Annotated in this window: 12 protein-coding genes, 1 tRNA gene and 1 other RNA gene; 13 read left to right on the plus strand and 1 reads right to left on the minus strand. The window is 48.1% G+C overall.

Going from position 1 to position 16127, the window contains the following annotated elements; all coding sequences use genetic code 11:
• Positions 1-12 precede the first annotated feature (12 nt).
• Positions 13-103: transfer RNA gene (locus GCE9029_RS03630), tRNA-Ser, on the plus strand.
• A gap of 44 nt (positions 104-147) precedes the next feature.
• A non-coding RNA gene (locus GCE9029_RS03635) (RtT sRNA) lies at positions 148-293 on the plus strand.
• 70 nt (positions 294-363) lie between these two features.
• Here the strand turns inward: GCE9029_RS03635 and GCE9029_RS03640 are convergent.
• Positions 364-1017 carry a hypothetical protein gene (locus tag GCE9029_RS03640; RefSeq protein WP_062661070.1) on the minus strand — a complete coding sequence of 218 codons (654 nt, stop codon included), beginning with the start codon at positions 1015-1017 and terminating at the stop codon, positions 364-366.
• A gap of 518 nt (positions 1018-1535) precedes the next feature.
• Between GCE9029_RS03640 and GCE9029_RS03645 the strand changes: the two genes are divergently transcribed.
• From GCE9029_RS03645 to GCE9029_RS03695, 11 genes are all read left to right on the plus strand, one after another.
• The gene (locus tag GCE9029_RS03645) at positions 1536-2873 is read left to right on the plus strand and encodes a type VI secretion system protein TssA (protein WP_062661071.1); all 1338 of its coding nucleotides are present in this window, start codon (positions 1536-1538) and stop codon (positions 2871-2873) included.
• Between the two features lie 34 nt (positions 2874-2907).
• Positions 2908-3426 (plus strand): Hcp family type VI secretion system effector, encoded by a 519-nt coding sequence (locus tag GCE9029_RS03650; RefSeq protein WP_062661072.1) that lies wholly within the window; start codon positions 2908-2910, stop codon positions 3424-3426.
• 69 nt (positions 3427-3495) lie between these two features.
• On the plus strand, positions 3496-4005 hold the full coding sequence (gene tssB / locus GCE9029_RS03655) for a type VI secretion system contractile sheath small subunit (RefSeq protein WP_062661073.1): 510 nt from the start codon (positions 3496-3498) through the stop codon (positions 4003-4005).
• On the plus strand, positions 4005-5486 hold the full coding sequence (gene tssC, locus GCE9029_RS03660; protein ID WP_062661074.1) for a type VI secretion system contractile sheath large subunit: 1482 nt from the start codon (positions 4005-4007) through the stop codon (positions 5484-5486). Before tssB ends, tssC begins: the two co-directional genes overlap by 1 nt.
• A 48-nt stretch (positions 5487-5534) precedes the next feature.
• On the plus strand, positions 5535-6884 hold the full coding sequence (locus tag GCE9029_RS03665) for a type VI secretion system contractile sheath domain-containing protein (RefSeq protein ID WP_062663109.1): 1350 nt from the start codon (positions 5535-5537) through the stop codon (positions 6882-6884).
• Positions 6881-7300: a type VI secretion system baseplate subunit TssE gene (tssE, locus tag GCE9029_RS03670; RefSeq protein ID WP_062661075.1), complete on the plus strand. Its 420-nt coding sequence runs from the start codon at positions 6881-6883 to the stop codon at positions 7298-7300. The genes GCE9029_RS03665 and tssE overlap by 4 nt, the downstream gene beginning before the upstream one ends.
• Positions 7293-9074 carry a type VI secretion system baseplate subunit TssF gene (gene tssF, locus GCE9029_RS03675; protein WP_062661076.1) on the plus strand — a complete coding sequence of 594 codons (1782 nt, stop codon included), beginning with the start codon at positions 7293-7295 and terminating at the stop codon, positions 9072-9074. The genes tssE and tssF overlap by 8 nt, the downstream gene beginning before the upstream one ends.
• A complete protein-coding gene (locus GCE9029_RS03680) occupies positions 9056-10036 on the plus strand; it encodes a type VI secretion system baseplate subunit TssG (protein ID WP_062661077.1) in 981 nt (326 codons plus the stop codon). Before tssF ends, GCE9029_RS03680 begins: the two co-directional genes overlap by 19 nt.
• Positions 10037-10047: 11 nt before the next feature.
• A complete protein-coding gene (tssH, locus tag GCE9029_RS03685) occupies positions 10048-12663 on the plus strand; it encodes a type VI secretion system ATPase TssH (RefSeq protein WP_062661078.1) in 2616 nt (871 codons plus the stop codon).
• A gap of 83 nt (positions 12664-12746) precedes the next feature.
• Positions 12747-13913, plus strand: coding sequence for a D-alanine--D-alanine ligase family protein (locus tag GCE9029_RS03690; protein ID WP_062661079.1), 1167 nt, complete (start codon positions 12747-12749; stop codon positions 13911-13913).
• The gene (locus GCE9029_RS03695) at positions 13910-16123 is read left to right on the plus strand and encodes an MFS transporter (protein ID WP_062661080.1); all 2214 of its coding nucleotides are present in this window, start codon (positions 13910-13912) and stop codon (positions 16121-16123) included. The genes GCE9029_RS03690 and GCE9029_RS03695 overlap by 4 nt, the downstream gene beginning before the upstream one ends.
• The last annotated feature ends 4 nt before the right edge of the window (positions 16124-16127 follow it).

The raw sequence follows: 16127 nt of genomic DNA on the forward strand, positions 1-16127 counted from the left end.
CGCAGCACTTACGGAGAGATGGCTGAGTGGTTGAAAGCACCGGTCTTGAAAACCGGCATACGTTAATAGCGTATCTAGGGTTCAAATCCCTATCTCTCCGCCACATTAGATTAAGCCCGCTCAATGAGCGGGCTTTTTCGTATTTGAAATAAACCTGTGTAGATAGGGATGCAGAACCCTAGACCCTAGGTTCAGCCGAGCGAAGCGAGACAACGTTGCCCGGCGAAGCCGAGGAGGCAACGGCCCGAAGGGAAGGGCGCGAAGCGACCGCATAAATCCCTATCTCTCCGCCACATTAGATTAAGCCCGCTCAATGAGCGGGCTTTTTCGTTTCTTGGTATGTCACTTGAACGAGCGAGTCGATTAGGTTGGCTTGATAAAGCTTCTTGGTGCGATGTCTAAGTTCAACAGGTGACGAATTCTTCTTCCGCTGAAACCTGGACTCATGCCGCCAATGCGCTGCCAAGTTGACCAACCAGGAACGCCGCTGCTCTTGTCATACCACCTGTCTTGGTCAATACCGCCTACATAGTGAGTCTGGTCTTTTTCGCCGACAAAAAACGCATGGTCAGTTTTGGCTACAACCGATTGGGAAGTAGGGGCATCGAGTTTCCCGCTTGTACCACCGCCGCAAAAATCACTGACCGCTCGCAGTACATTGCTTGCTCTAAGGTTCGTATCAGGACAAGGGCTGCTGGTTGCAATGGAAACGCTGAAATATGGGTTATTCACACCGCTGCCATCTCTTAGGATTTCGAGCAGTCGAGTGGTGTTTGCGTACGCTTGCGCTGTGTAGTTTTCATCCAAATGACAAAGAACGGTGCTGTCAGACTGGTTTTCAACAATGATTAAACAGTGACAGGGTGCAACGCCCGTTGTCGTTAGTACTGTTCTTGATTGGTCTGGAAACTCGTTAGGTTGAAAGCAAAATCCTGCGTAGCCTTGCGGCACCGCGAGAACTTTTGCAGCTTTGGAGAGGACACTGTCTAGGTTGCCCTTGTTTTGGATGGTAATCATGTAGAAATATCCCTTTCAATCTATAACCAGCGAATAAGTGAGCAACAATAACCGCGTGCTCTAACTTCCTCTTTTTCTTGTCTTATCGCGTCGGCGACCCGCTTTCCTGCATGCGAGGCCAGCCTATCGATTTCTTAAATTCATACTATGAGCAGATTTTTTCTAGCGAAACGCTAAATCGGCGTATTGAGAGATTTATTGCTGCCTAAAGAGCTCGGATGTGATTAGAGTATCGTTATAATGTAACTTTTATGTTTCACGTGTTTCGATAATTGGATTGATTTCTTTTTTATGCTACAAAATTAGAACGATTTAAGTTGTTTAGAAGCGTTTTGATATGAATTGAGATGTACTTACTTTCGTTGGCTTGGGTTACTTACTTAGCAATACAAAATTATAAAAACAAACCCACACGGTCACTAAGTGTATACAAACGTCTAATTCAGTTGGTTATTTTAGCTAAAACTAATTATTCACCGTAAAAGGAAGCCGCGGTGAAATAAGGAAACTGCATAGGTATGGTATTCACGGAAGAAATCCAGCAAAAATTTTCCTCCCCAATTTCAGATGAGCATCCCTGCGGGACCTATTTAAAGAACGACCGTGCTAGCTTTAGACCCCTCAGAAATGAATTCAATGTTGCTCAAACAGCATTGAGAAAACTTGCACAAAATCCAGATGAACAAGAACTGGAGGCGCTTCATGAAGAGAACCTCGTCGCATGGAAGCAGCTTGGCAAGACGCTAAACAACACATTTGAGCACCAAAGCAGAGACATTGAACTTATTGGGTGGATGCTGGCAGTCCAGCTTATCGTTGATGACAGTATCGACGGAGCTGCAAATCTTATTGGCTGGCTGAATGAGTTAATTGACAGCCATTGGGACAGCCTCAACCCGGTACTCCCCGCAGAAAAGCTCAAAGGTGAGGGCGAAGATGCTCAGAAAGATCAATATGAAGCCAAGGTAAAAGCATTTTTCCAAATATGTGGAGACAGCGAAGACAGTAGCCTCTTATATGGTCCGCTTCTTATGCTGCCTATCGTTGGCGATATCACTTTCTACCAATACCAGAGTGCAGAGAACAAAGGGCAGGCTGCACATTTGCGCCAAGAAGCACTTCACCTTTTAGCTTCCCAGAAATCTGCGGTTCAGCAACGTGCTGATAATCTAGATAGGTTATCCAAGCATTTACTTTCTGTGTATGAGTGCGTGAACAAATATACGCAGCCATTGCTAGTTAAAGGGGTTAATTTTACTTTTGCCCTCTCCCTTATTGGTAAAGTACAGAACGCAATCACGTATCTGACGGGATTAAAACCCGCACAGGAGTCTGTGGCTCCAACAGTGGACGAAGCAGAACCTGTTTCATCAGAACCCGCACCTACCGAATCTCAACCTCAAACCATTACTCAGACCGCAACAGAGCAAGCCAGCATTGCAGTCACTACGACTGCGAGCTTCGCGGATGCTGCCAAGGTGAACAATATGAACAGAGACCAAGCCTTCGTTCAACTTCGAGAGCTGGCTGAGTACTTCCGGGTTAGCGAGCCTCACAGTCCTGTCTCCTTCCTTCTGGAAAAGGCTATTCGGTGGGGATATATGTCGTTGCCAGAGCTGATGACCGAGTTAATGGCAGACAAGAAAAACGATCAGGAAAAAATCTTCAATCTTATTGGTTTAGACAACGAAGGGCAGGTGCAGCTGCCAGAGCATTCGGCGAATCTCAGCTCAAGTTCGTCTCAGCCAGTACCACAACCGACTCAGTCGCAGGCTCCTCAAGCTTCTGAGGCGAAGGAAACACCTCAACAAAACTCAAGTAACGCCTCCACTGGTTCAACAGGTTTGCGCTGGTAAGGCAATGTTTGTTCATAAATAAATAGGGAAAATTATGGCAAGTATTTACATGCGCATTGATGGCGTGGATGTTAAGGGCGGCGCGACGATTGCTGGTTTGGATGGCACTGGATGGTTCGCGATCAGCTCTTACAAATGGGGTGGTGTGCGTAATGTTGCAATGGACATTGGTAACGCAAACAACGCTGACTCTGGAATGGTAGCGATCACGGAAGTGAACTTTACCAAACAGACTGATGGTGCATCAGAAGACCTGCTTTCTTTCCTCTTTAACCCAGGTAAAGAAGGGAAGATGGTAGAGATTGCGTTCACCAAGCCCGAATCAGGTGGTCAGGGTGCTGTTGTCTACTTCCAAATCAAACTGTCCAACGCTCGTCTTGTTTCTTACAACGTTGATGGCAGCGATGGCTCTCAACCTGTTGAGAAGATTGCGCTTTCTTACATCGAAATCTCCCAGAAGCACAACTATGAACTGGAAGATGGTGAGCTGAAAGACGGCGGTATCGTTACCTACAACATCCCTCAGGGCAAGCTCCTGTCTGGTGCTAAGTAATTTAAAGGCGCCAGTTTTTGTGGTCGGCGCCCATTCTTAGTGACGTAAATTTAGAAATGGAATTGTGTTATGGCACTGAATGCACAACATAAACGAGTAAGTAAGAACCGAGTCAGCATTACTTACGACGTAGAAACCAATGGCGCCGTTGAAACGAAAGAACTTCCGTTCGTTGTCGGTGTGATCGGAGACTTCTCAGGTCATAAACCTGACTCAGAGAAAGTTGACCTGGAAGAGCGTGAGTTCACTGGCGTTGATAAAGACAACTTCGATGCAGTGATGACGCAAATCCACCCGCGTTTGAGCTACAAAGTGGATAACAAACTCGCTGATGACGACAGTCAGTTTGAAGTTAACCTCAGCTTCCAATCTATGCGTGACTTCCACCCTGAGAGCTTGGTTGAACAAATCGACCCACTCAAGCAACTGGTCGAAACACGTAACCAACTCAAAGACCTTCTGAGCAAAGCTGATCGTTCCCGCGACCTTGAGCGTCTTCTGAAAGAAGTGCTTCAGAGCACTGATGCGATTCAGGGATTGGCAGACGAGCTGGGCGTAAAAAAAGAGGGAGATGAGTAATGTCTACTGAACAACAAACCAACCAAGCCGGCGCAGAAGCGGCGGAAGGTCAGGCGAGTTTTCTGGAGCGAGCAATTACTGCAACCACTCAGACTCCGCCTGACACGACAAAAGAACTGCTATCTAACCTGACTTCGCAGGTCCTGGATGGCACGGTGACCTGGGACAAAAACCTGACCCTGACCATTGAGAAAGCGATTGTTGCGATTGACGGTAAGATCTCTGAGCAACTTCAGTCAGTGATGAAAAATCAGGACTTCCAGAAACTTGAAGGTACTTGGCTTGGTCTGCAAAAATTGGTTAAGAACTCTGATTTGGGCCCTGACCTGAAGATCAAACTGGCTGACTACACCAAAGATGAACTGCTTGAGCAGTTTGAAGATGCGCCAGCTATCGATCGCAGCCGCTTCTTCACCATGATTTACCAAGAAGAATTCGGTACTGCTGGTGGCCAACCATACGGCGCGCTGATTGGAGACTACGACTTCGGTTACGGTGATGAAGACGTTGCGCTTCTGCGCTACATGGGCGAGGTGGCTTCTGCGTCTCATGCCCCATTTGTTGCCGCGGCGAACCCAAGCATGTTCGATTTCGATTCGTTCCAAACCTTCCAAGAAGGTAAGCCAGTTGCAGCAGGCTTTGATTCACCAGCATACGCAAGCTGGAACGCGTTTCGTGCGAGCGATGACAGTCGCTACGTTGCCTTAACATTGCCAAAAACACTGGCTCGCTTGCCGTATGGCGCGAACACCATTCCGGTGAAGTCTTTTGCTTTTGAAGAGTTGAGCACTGGCCCAGATGGTACTGCGGTGCCAGAGTCAGAAAACGACTTCGTATGGAGCAACGCAGCATTTGACTACGGTTTGAACCTGACCAATGCCTACCGTCAGTTCGGCTGGTGCACTGCCATCCGTGGTAACGAGAACGGCGGTAAGGTCGAAAATCTTCCGAACTTCACCTTCAAGAATGACGCTGGTGATCTGCTTCAGCAGTGTCCAACCGAAGTCAACCTGACAGATGAGCGTGAAAAAGAACTGAGCGACCTTGGGTTCTTACCACTGGTTCACTACAAGAACACTAACTACGGTGTGTTCATGGGCGGCCAGACTGCGCACAAACCAAAAACTTACACCGATCCTGATGCGACAGCGAACGCTGCAATCTCTGCCCGTCTTCCGTACACCATGGCGAGCAGCCGAATCGCGCATTACCTGAAAGTGATGGGTCGCGACAAGATTGGTTCAAACCTTGAAGCGTCTGACGTAGAGCGTGATCTGAATACTTGGATCCACCAATACGTCAATCCAAATGCTATCGGTAACGAAGCGAAAGCACGTCATCCACTTGTAGAAGCAAAAGTGACCGTGCAAGAGCAAGCCGGTAAGCCAGGTGCTTACTCCGCTGTTGCTTACCTTCGCCCTTGGCTGCAAATGGAAGAATTGACGACCTCCCTGCGGATGGTTGCCAATATTCCGGGTTAATCTATCGCGGGGTGCGACCCCCGCTTTGGTAATGGACTACCGCCTATGATGTATAGCCATGAATCAGCGACATACCAATCCAGCGAGCACTGGCGGGCTTTGCTGGATGCTTCGCGTTCCAATGAGCTGGGTAAGTTCAAGGCACTCCTTGGCAATCTGATTTCATCGATGGATGAAACGATCAGTGAGCAGCTTTCTGAGGTGATTCAGGATGCTTCTTTCAAGAAGCTTGAATCCAGTTGGAAAGGGCTGGAGTCCTTGGTTGAACTGCCTATATCAATGCGACGCATCAAAGTGAAAGTGTGGGACGTGACTTGGAAAGAGCTGGCGAACGACGTCAATCTTTCGTTCAACGTGACCCAATCAACGCTTTATCGGAAAACCTATTCGCAAGAGCTGGATACGGCAGGCGGGCAGCCTTTTGGACTCTTGGTTGTTGATCACCGTGTTCATCCGGAATTCAGTGAAGACAGCGATTATGACGACCTTTATTCATTGCAACTGCTGGCTGAGGTCGGAGAGCGGGCACTTTGCCCTATTGCTCTGGGAGTCGACCCCAATTTCTTCGGTGATGACCCAGCAAGACAGATGCACGACAGTGCCAGAATCGCCCGTATCTTGGAAAGCGATGACTATCGTTCCTGGCAGCTTCTGAGAAAAAGCAGTGCAAGCCGATTTCTTCATCTCGTGCTGCCCGAATACAGTCAAAGAGAGCCTTGGACTCACTATCCAGCAGGGTTTGTCTTCGACGAGCATCCAGTTAAAGACCCTATTTTGTGGGGTAATCCAGCGTTCTTGCTAGCCGCTAACGTGCTTCGTGAATTTGACCGTATCAGTTGGTTTGGTTTCTTGCGTGCTTACGATGAAACCGCTGAGCACGGTGCGATTTTGCTCCACAAAAAAGGGCAACACGGCCGTGTTGACCTCTACAGCGAAGACGACGGTTTTTGGTCTGAACAGGGTTTTATTGCTCTCACCAGTTTGTATCTCAGCGGGCAGCAGGGGTTCTTCTCGAACCAGTCAGTTTGGTTACCACCGGATGAAGCAAGCCGTTTATTGGGCATGCTTCAAACAAACTTGATGGCTTGCAGATTTGGGCATTACATCAAAGCCCAACTTCGCGATCAGGTAGGCAGTTTTGATAGCGCTGCGGACTGCAAACGCAGCCTTGAAAAATGGATTCAAAAATACATCAGTGAAGTCGACTATGGTGATGACGCCATTATGGCGAGATACCCACTGAAATCCTGCGATATCACACTGGTAGAGGACCCATCAGATAAGACCCGATATCTCTGTGAGATCAAGCTACAACCTCAATACCAATACGAAATTCTTGATGCGCAAATAGTGCTGGCAACTGCGGTTTCTGCCAATGAAGTGGGAGAAGCAGCATGAGTTTAACTATGAAAATCCGCCAGCAATGGCACAACGATCTCGATGACACCAGAGATGCCATTGTCTCCCACGTAGCATCTCTTATTTCCAGCAGGGCACCTATCTGGAAAGAATCTTTGAAACCAACACTGCAAGGCACAGTCGCAGCTCTCGGAATGCAAAACATCGCGCGTTCTCAGAGCAAGGCAAACAGTGAAGTGGTGGGAGAAGAGATCCGTCAACTTATTAAAACCTTCGAGCCGCGTCTTTCTGGCGTTGAGCTCGAAGTAAACGAAGAAAGCACCCGAAAAAACCAGCTGGAGTTTCGCATCACTGCAGTCATGCACACGGATCAAGGAGATGAAACCGTGGTGTTTGACTCTTTTCTCGATTTCAGTACCAGCAAACTAGATGTAAGGAAGACCAATCTTGTCTGATTCGTTGCTTGCCTATTTTGAACAAGAACTCAGGTTTATCCGCGAAGAGGCGGCGGCGTTCTCACAGCGCCACCCCGGTGCTGCAAGCTCTCTGGGACTTAACAAGGAAACCGTTGATGATCCTCACGTTGCGAGGCTGATAGAAAGTGTCGCCTTGCTGAACGGTAAACTGCAGAAACGATTGGACGACGCCTACCCGGAATTTACCGAAAGTCTGCTGCGATTACTCTTTCCACATTACCTGCGACCCGTTCCTTCATTCAGCATACTCAAAATTGATGTGGGAGATGATGCGACAGCCCAGCATCAGTTGCCTCGTTACACCGAATTTGATGCCACAGACGAACAGGGTAACCACGCTGTTTTCAGAACCACGCAAAATCTGACGTTAAACCCTATTGAGCTGCATGAAGTTGAAGTGGCAATGGCGCCATTTGATATTGCAAAACCGAGAGGCGCAGAGCAATCAAAGGCAATGGTGGCGTTTTGTGTCAGAGCGTTTGATGAAGGAACGGAAGTGTCTTCACTTGGATTACCGTTCATTGATATGCAGCTTCAAGGTGATCCTAACCTGATGCTTCGTTTCCATGACATGCTCATGGCCGGAATCCAACAAGTTGTGATTAGTTGGGAAGGTGGTGAAAAAATCATTGGTAAAGAGTGCATTGAAGTTGTGGGTTTTGACAGTGAACAATCTACATTGCCATACCTCGCCAGCAGCTTCTTTGGGTTCAAGTTGCTTACTGAATTCTTTGTATTTCCAGAGCGATTCCATGCGCTGAGGTTTAACTTTGGAACTGCCCTGAATCAGGTTTCAGGCCATGCCTTTACTGTTAAAGTATTTCTCGATGACATGGCAGTGGATGTGGCGCGCGCAATCAGTCCTGACAATTTCGACTTACATTGCACGCCAGTGGTGAACCTTCACGAGATAACGGCTGAACCAACCCGTATCGATTTTTCTCAGTCGTCGTATCCTTTGATTCTGGATGCTAGCAAACCTAACGACTTGTCTCTTTTCTCCGTTGAAAAAATTGAAGATGTTAATGAGCAAGGGGCAACTGTGATCCCTGAGCTCTATAAGAATACCTTTCAAGATTCAGAGACGGGATATCGTTGGCAATTAGCTGAGCGCGATTTGGAAACGGGTGAACGCGAGTACTGCCTGAAAGTGGCTGACACACGCAATGAGAGTGCAGACAGTGAACCGAGAACTTGGATAGTCACTGCACTTTGTTCTCATGGCAGAAATGCCGCCAAGCTGACAACCAATAGCCAACTACAGTGTCGGGAAACCATCACAATCCCGGGTACGCCTTTGCTCGCACGTCGCCCAACGCAACCCGCGCATAAAAAAGATCTTCAAAACAGCTCTTGGGTCCTGTTATCACACCTTCATTTTAATTATCACGCCATCTTTGGCGCAGAGGATCCGCTGGCTAACCTGAAATCGCTGTTTCGTCTATACAATCACCATGAAAGTCAGCAAATCAATGCTTACATCAACGCGCTGGTTTCGCTTGAAACAGAACAAGTCGTGGCACCAATCCGTGTTTCAGGCAAAAGCTGTTTTTCCTATGGCACCAAGGTTCGTGTGTCCTTGAATCCTTCCGATCTTGTAGGCGGGGTTGTGCTGTTTTCAAACCTGCTGGATAGATTTTTTGCCTGTTTTGCCGGATTCAACAGTTTCACTCAAGTGGAAGTGTTGTTGGAAGGCTATGACGGTATCTACAAGGTGTTTCCAAGGAGGTCAGGATGCAAAAGTCTTCTCTGACCAACTGGGTTGAGCATCCTTATCTCGCTTCGCTTCAACGCAGTTGGCAGCTGATAAAGCACCATGCCCAGGCGCAAAATGCGAGGCCATCTATCCGGTTTAAAGCTGCGAAGTTGCCAGCTTATTACCCTTCTGCGGTGGTAAATGTATCTCATCGTTTTGGGCATGAGTGGGAAGTCACTACCTCTCTAGAGGCGCTTTCGGGTACCAAAGGTGTCATGCCGAGAAGCCTTTATAAAGAAGCGATTAACGCTGTCTTTGAGGAAGAAGACCACGCGTTACTCGATTTCTTTGACAGCTTTAACAACCGTTATTACCGACTCTATTGCCAGTCGATGTTCAAGCATGATTTAGCGGCTCAATGTGAAGAAGAAACCTTTTCCTGGAGCAACTATCGCCCCTCAATCACACGCCTTTTATCCAATTTGCACGGTGCTGTAGCAAAGAAAAACACTATTCCAGATAGCCACTTTGTGCAGTACACAGGATTGATTGGCCTGAAAGTAACCTGCCCGGAAACCTTGCGGCTGATTCTTGAAGACTACTTTGGCTATCCGTTCAACGTTGAACGGAGCCAGCTGACCTATCAACCCATCAGCAGCGATGCACTGACACAAATTGGGTTTGAAGGTAGAAATCGCCAGTTAGGTTTTGATGCCCTGATTGGTAAGAAAGCGGCAATGGCAGGGCAGAGCTTAGACGTAAAAATCTGTCCTCAGAGCTATGAGGCATACAAAGAAATACGTGGTGACAGGCGATTAATCGCCGCCATTGGCCAGATGGTGAAGCAGTACATCGGTGTGAATTTGAAATTTCGGCTGTTGATGAAAGTGAACGGTCAATATTTGCCAACGTTGAAGCTGGCGGAATCAAAACGAAAAGGGCAGCAGTTAGGCCAATCGGCATGGATTACCACGCATAACAACAAGATGACATTTGTAGAAATGCCACTTAAGGGATAACGGACATCACTATGATTAACATTGAACTGCAAAACCTCGTGCGTCGCCTGGCGCCAGGCGTGAAATCTTCTCTGGAATCGGCGGCAGGCGATTGCATGTCGCGCACGCATTATGCGGTTGAGCTTGAGCACTGGTTTTCTCAATTGCTGCAAGATACTAGCTTGGGCTGGCACTCAGCAGTGAGCCAAAGCAACGCTTCAAAAGATACCCTTTTAGATGAGCTGGACAACAAACTGTCTAGCCTTGCCAGAGGTAATGACTCTGCGCCATCACTCTCCCCCAATCTGATTGAACTGATGAAAGATGGTTGGCTGCTGGCTTCTCTTAACCAATCTCAGGCAAGCGTTAACGAATTTCATGTGTTGTTGGTGCTTCAACAACGCATAGCCCAAAGCGCGTATAACGGTCCACTGAGCAACTGGATTTCAAATCTTTCGACCGAATGGCTAAAAGCGAAAGCGCAGGAAACGTCGAAAGGTAAATTGTCAGAGTCTTCTGCAAGTGGAAGCGCAGCAGCTCCTGAGATGGGAGAGGCAAGCACTGCGGCTCTGGATAAATACACACACAATCTCACTGAAGCAGCGCGAAATGGGAAACTTGATCCTATTTCAGGCCGCTCAAGTGAAATCAGAAAATCAATTGATATTCTTTGCCGTCGCCGCCAGAACAGCCCAATCCTCGTCGGTGACCCAGGTGTGGGTAAAACCGCCATTGTAGAAGGACTGGCACAGCAAATTGTCGATGGTAATGTGCCACCTGCACTAGAGAATGTAGAGCTTCGCAGTCTGGATCTTTCTTTGTTGCAAGCGGGCGCGAGCATTAAAGGTGAGTTTGAAAACCGCCTGAAAGATATCATCAACGAAATCAAACAATCCCCAACGCCAATCATCATGTTTATCGATGAAGCACACACCTTGATTGGTGCCGGCGGTGCAGCAGGGCAAAACGATGCTGCAAACATATTGAAGCCAGCTTTAGCACGTGGTGAGTTTCGTTCACTGGCGGCCACAACTTGGGCGGAATACAAACAGTATTTCGAAACCGATGCTGCATTGACCCGTCGCTTCCAAGTGGTTTCTGTGGGTGAACCAAATCAGGATGATGCCATTCAGATGCTTCGTGGCGTCAAAGACAGTCTTGAAAAACACCATAATGTCAAAGTGATGCAAGAAGCGATTGAAGCGGCGGTAAGCCTTTCAATTCGTTATCTCCCAGAGCGCAAACTGCCTGATAAAGCCATCAGCCTTTTGGATACAGCGTGTTCACGTATCGGTTTAAGCCAAAGTGCGACGCCGCAACAGTTAGAAGGACTCGCCGAACAAATCCGTTATACCAATAACGAAATTGAATCTCTGCGTCGTGAGTCTGCGCTGTGGTCTGTTGAAAACGACCAACTGTCAGCGGCAGAAGCTCGTCTGGTGTCTTTGCAAGAAGAACATGACGCACTGGAAAAACAGTGGGATCAAGAAAAGGCGTTGGTTAGCGCTATTCTCTCGCTACAGGATTCTCTCGACGAAAAATACCTGGCAGGTGAAGACATCACCAAACTGCCAGAGCGCAATGAGCTGGACCAGAAAATGTCCGAGCTTCACGAACTTCAGGGGGAGCAGCCTTTGGTGCTTCCTCAAGTGAACCAGCAGACTATCGCAGAGGTGATTTCACTATGGACGGGAATTCCTGTCGGCAACATGGTGAAAGAAGAAGTCGACCGACTGATGAATCTGGAAACCCATATTGCAGATCGCGTTATTGGCCAGGTTGCACCGATTGATGAGATTTCCAAAGCGATCCGCATGTCCCGTGCTGGTCTGACGGATCCGCGCAAGCCGGTGGGTGTGTTCCTGATGTGCGGACCAAGCGGGGTAGGTAAAACGGAAACCGCTTTGGCGCTGACGGATCTGCTTTACGGCGGCGAACAGAACATCACCACGATCAACATGACCGAGTTTAAAGAAGAACACAAAGTTTCAATGCTTCTTGGTTCTCCTGCGGGCTATGTGGGTTATGGCAAAGGTGGTGTGTTAACAGAAGCAGTCCGTAAGAATCCTTACTCTGTTCTGCTGCTGGATGAAATGGAAAAAGCGCACCCTGGTGTGCATGACCTTTTCTACCAAATCTTCGATAAGGGGACGATCAGTGACAGTGAAGGCCGCGATGTCGATTTCCGAAATACCATCATCATCATGACATCTAATGCGGCTGATAGTGCCGTAGTGTCTGCATGTATTAATGGTCGTCCTACTATCCCTGAAGTCACCGAGCAAATCTTCCCTGAACTCCAGAAATTCTTTAAACCTGCGTTCCTTGGACGTGCCACCGTGGTGCCTTATTTCCCGCTGAATGACGAAGAGATGGCGGCGATTGCCAAGCTGTCTCTGAAGCGCATTGAGAAGCGGGTAGCGGCACATTATGGCGCAACGTTTGGTTACGAAGACGCGGTCATTGACCAACTGGTTCAGCAGAACAATTCGCCAGAGACAGGCGCACGTGCGATTGAGCAAATTATCAATCGTACCTTGATGCCGGAGCTCGCCAATCAGTGCATTACCCGTATGAGTCTGGGTGAGCCAATCACTGAAATTAAGGTTCGCGCTGAAGGTAATCAATTTGGATTCGATATTTCATAACCGTCGAATCCGCCGGGCACCGACTTAGGAGGTCGGTGCCCAGTAAATAAGTTAGAAAAGTACCCAAGCAGTAAAGGAAGTATATGAGCGCAAAGGTATTCAACCCACAGCAGTTAACGTGGATTAAGGAACAGGTGAAGATTGCAGTTGTCTGTGGCAGCGAAAAAAGCTGTGCGGAAAACTACATCTATGAAAACCTGAGCCCGCGCTCGACTAAAACTTATCGACGGGTAGCAGAAGACATTGCAGAGACGTTAGAAGAAGTAGGTTTCAAACACGTTTCTCTGCTGGAAGAAAACATCTATTTGCCTCAACAGCTCAAAGAAAATCGGATTGATGTCGTGTTTTCGAACAGTGGCGGACTTCAGGGTTACGATTCCATGTGCCATCTGCCGTCGATGCTGGAAATGCTCGGTGTACCTTACATCGGCCATGCACCAATGACCGCAGGTTTGTTGGACAACAAACTGCTATTTAAAAACGAGCTTTCTGCACTCGGTATCCCGACGGCACCTTTCATTACCCTTGAACCGGGCGAGTTGCTTGAAAAAGGCGCACATCAGCGAGCGCTGGATTACATCGACAGTGAATTTGGTGAAGGTTACATCGTTAAACCTATTAGCGGCCGGGCTTCCATTCACGTTTATACGGTGTTTGACCGCACCGAGCTGCAAGCTGTTGTCGATAACATTCATCAAGCCACTAACAATTCTGTTTTGATTGAACCTTATCTCTCTGGGCCGGAGTTTGTTGCTGCGGTGGCGGGTTCTGTGCTGTATCGCGATGGTGGATTATCCGACATAGAAGCACCGTTCGTGTTTTCGGTTACAGAGCGCGTGTTGTCAGACGATGAGCTGATTTTTACCTCTATGGATCAGCGTCCTATTACCAAAGACAGACTCAAGACTGTGACAGACGAGGAGTTGAGAGCGGATATCGTCGCAATTGCACGCCAGATATTTCAGTCATTCAATCTGCACACATTGATTCGCGTTGACCTCAGGATGGATGGCAAAGGACGACTGTTTGTACTTGAAGCCAATCCTAAGCCTGACCTCAAGCTACCAAAAGGAAGTGAGATAAACCTGGTTGCTTTTGGACTCGATAGAGAGGAGATGAGTTATCAGGAACTCATTCAGTCATTGGTGTTTAACCGTCTCCAATATCTTTATCAGGAGCGCCCCGCGACGGTAACTCATTGCCTGAATGCAGACTTTGCACTTCTTTCAGTAAAAGGGGAGTGTGAATGAGCCAATTGATTAGAAACAGCCGTGTTCTCTTCGGCATTCTCCTGGTGAGTTTGTCGCTGTTTATGATCATTGTTGTTGGCTACGCACAGACGTTAAAAAGCTATCAAACTCAAACCCGTGAAGCGATTCAGGCGCAGGCGGAAGTCGCCAAACTCAACATCGAACAAATCTTGAGCTCAGGTGTGCCACTTCATGATATTGCTGGTTTGAATACGCTGTTGTCACCGATTGCAGACACAGATCCTTCCGTGGTTGATCTTCGATTAACCTCTGGTGAAACAGAGCTTTACCGATACACCAACAGCGTGATTGAAGGAAACCTCATCACCATTCCGTTGAACAATAAGTTCTCAAGGGTGGGTGCGTTAGAAATTCTTCTCAGTGATGCGCCTATAAAGTCCAAGGTAGATAACAGTTTTTCAGTGATGCTTTGGGTGGCTCTGATTTTATTGGCGCTGTTTATCTGGTCGGTGGCGTTAAACCAAAGCGGCTCACGCTATCTGAAAAGCTTCTCCGTGGTGTTTCTCACCATGACTTTGTTGGTGGTTGGTCTGGTGACAGTGCTGCTCAAACAGAGTCTGGAAAATAAAGCCGATGCGATGGCTGACATTATCGGGCACCGCCTTGCGCCAGTGATGCAGGCTGAAATCTCTCCACTGCTGGTGAGCGGTGTCGATGACATGCTGGCGGACTTTATTCATTCGAACGAAGAAATTGCGTCACTGACAGTAATGGTCAGGGGCGAGCAAGTCGCGCAAAGCTTAGACAACGATGGCCTACAATGGGCTTCTCAATTTGCCAGCTATGAAAGTGTGGATGCACACAACAACGCTATCCGGATAGCCTTCCACCCCGAAGTGCTGCTTGAGCAGTTGCTCCATGTTCTGAAAAGCTTTGGCATCCTGTTCGGTGGTTGTGCATTTGTTTGCTTTGCGTTTGTGAAGCTTCTTAGCCGTGAAGAAAAAGCCATTCAACCAGAAGATGTGTTGGATAAAATCAAACCATTGATGCTGATGACAGTTTTGATGGAAGCGCTGATGGCGCCGATTCTGCCTGAGTTTATCGAACAGGCAGCGCTGGCAGCAGGTTACTCTGAAGCATCAGCTTCTATCTTCTTCTCACTGTATTTCTTGGGCTTCACCTTGACACTCCTGCCGGCATCGAAGTTGACAGCATTTGTCGATAACAAACGCATCCTGACTTACGGCATTGTGCTTTCCGCAGTGGGCAGTCTTGCGCTGGTAATGAGCGACCATTTTGCCACCTTACTGGCGGCGCGGTTCGTGTCTGGTATTGGTCAGGCCGCCGTATTTATCGCAGTTCAACAGTACATCCTGACCTACAGTGGCACCCACAATAAAACTCAGGCGACCGGCATTATTGTGTTTTGCTTCAACGCCGGATTCATTGCAGGTGCGGCATTTGGTGCTCTGCTCGTCGATATGATGAGTGTGAACGGTATCTTTATGCTTTCTGCATTGATTGGCCTTGGCATGTTCTTGTTTGCACAGTGGCTGCCTTCCATTCAGTCGCAAGCATCTGTTGTCGAAGGAGAGTCCCGTACCAAGGTGGTTATTGATGCGGCTCGCGAACTTAGCCGGGAATCAAAACGCTTCCTTACTCATGGCTCCTTTGTGCGTACGCTCCTGTTTGTCGGGATCCCGGCAAAAATGCTACTGACAGGTGTGGTTTTCTTCGCGGTACCGTTGCTGCTTTCACAGCAGATGATCGCCAGTGAAAGCATTGGTCAGGTGTTGATGGCTTACGCCATTGCGGTGCTCTTTATCAGTGGGAAAGCTGCACCGATGATAGACAGAAGAGGCAGTGCTAAGTTGTCCTTAAGTCTGGGCGGTTTACTCACCGCTGTTGCTTTGGTGCTGTTGGGTTGGGGACTTGATGGTGAATCATCGTATACCGTCGCATTTGCCACGATTGGAATGCTAGTTCTCGGCTGCGCTCACGGGCTCATTAACGCACCTGTCGTTACTCACATCGTCAATCATGTTTCTTCGGATGAAGAGAGCTCAGCAGCAGCAACCTATCGATTCCTTGAACGGTTCGGCCATGTAAGCGGTGCAATTTTAGTGGGCGGCTTGTTTGCTGTTGTCGGTATTCAATCCACATTTATCGCGCTCGCCATTTTCTTTGTTGTAGCGGCTTTGCTCACGCACTTCCTTGATTCTGAAAAATTGATGGAGGTGAAACTGTGAGAAC

This window comes from Grimontia celer (assembly GCF_900055185.1).
In the GTDB taxonomy this organism is placed as follows: Bacteria; Pseudomonadota; Gammaproteobacteria; order Enterobacterales; family Vibrionaceae; genus Enterovibrio; species Enterovibrio celer.

What these genes read in the sequence shown, in the direction of transcription:
- GCE9029_RS03640 (WP_062661070.1), bottom strand. Translation starts at nt 1,017, where the DNA reads ATGATTACCATCCAAAACAAGGGCAACCTAGACAGTGTCCTCTCCAAA.
- GCE9029_RS03645 (WP_062661071.1), top strand. Translation starts at nt 1,536, where the DNA reads ATGGTATTCACGGAAGAAATCCAGCAAAAATTTTCCTCCCCAATTTCA.
- GCE9029_RS03650 (WP_062661072.1), top strand. Translation starts at nt 2,908, where the DNA reads ATGGCAAGTATTTACATGCGCATTGATGGCGTGGATGTTAAGGGCGGC.
- tssB (WP_062661073.1), top strand. Translation starts at nt 3,496, where the DNA reads ATGGCACTGAATGCACAACATAAACGAGTAAGTAAGAACCGAGTCAGC.
- tssC (WP_062661074.1), top strand. Translation starts at nt 4,005, where the DNA reads ATGTCTACTGAACAACAAACCAACCAAGCCGGCGCAGAAGCGGCGGAA.
- GCE9029_RS03665 (WP_062663109.1), top strand. Translation starts at nt 5,535, where the DNA reads ATGTATAGCCATGAATCAGCGACATACCAATCCAGCGAGCACTGGCGG.
- tssE (WP_062661075.1), top strand. Translation starts at nt 6,881, where the DNA reads ATGAGTTTAACTATGAAAATCCGCCAGCAATGGCACAACGATCTCGAT.
- GCE9029_RS03680 (WP_062661077.1), top strand. Translation starts at nt 9,056, where the DNA reads ATGCAAAAGTCTTCTCTGACCAACTGGGTTGAGCATCCTTATCTCGCT.
- tssH (WP_062661078.1), top strand. Translation starts at nt 10,048, where the DNA reads ATGATTAACATTGAACTGCAAAACCTCGTGCGTCGCCTGGCGCCAGGC.
- GCE9029_RS03690 (WP_062661079.1), top strand. Translation starts at nt 12,747, where the DNA reads ATGAGCGCAAAGGTATTCAACCCACAGCAGTTAACGTGGATTAAGGAA.
- GCE9029_RS03695 (WP_062661080.1), top strand. Translation starts at nt 13,910, where the DNA reads ATGAGCCAATTGATTAGAAACAGCCGTGTTCTCTTCGGCATTCTCCTG.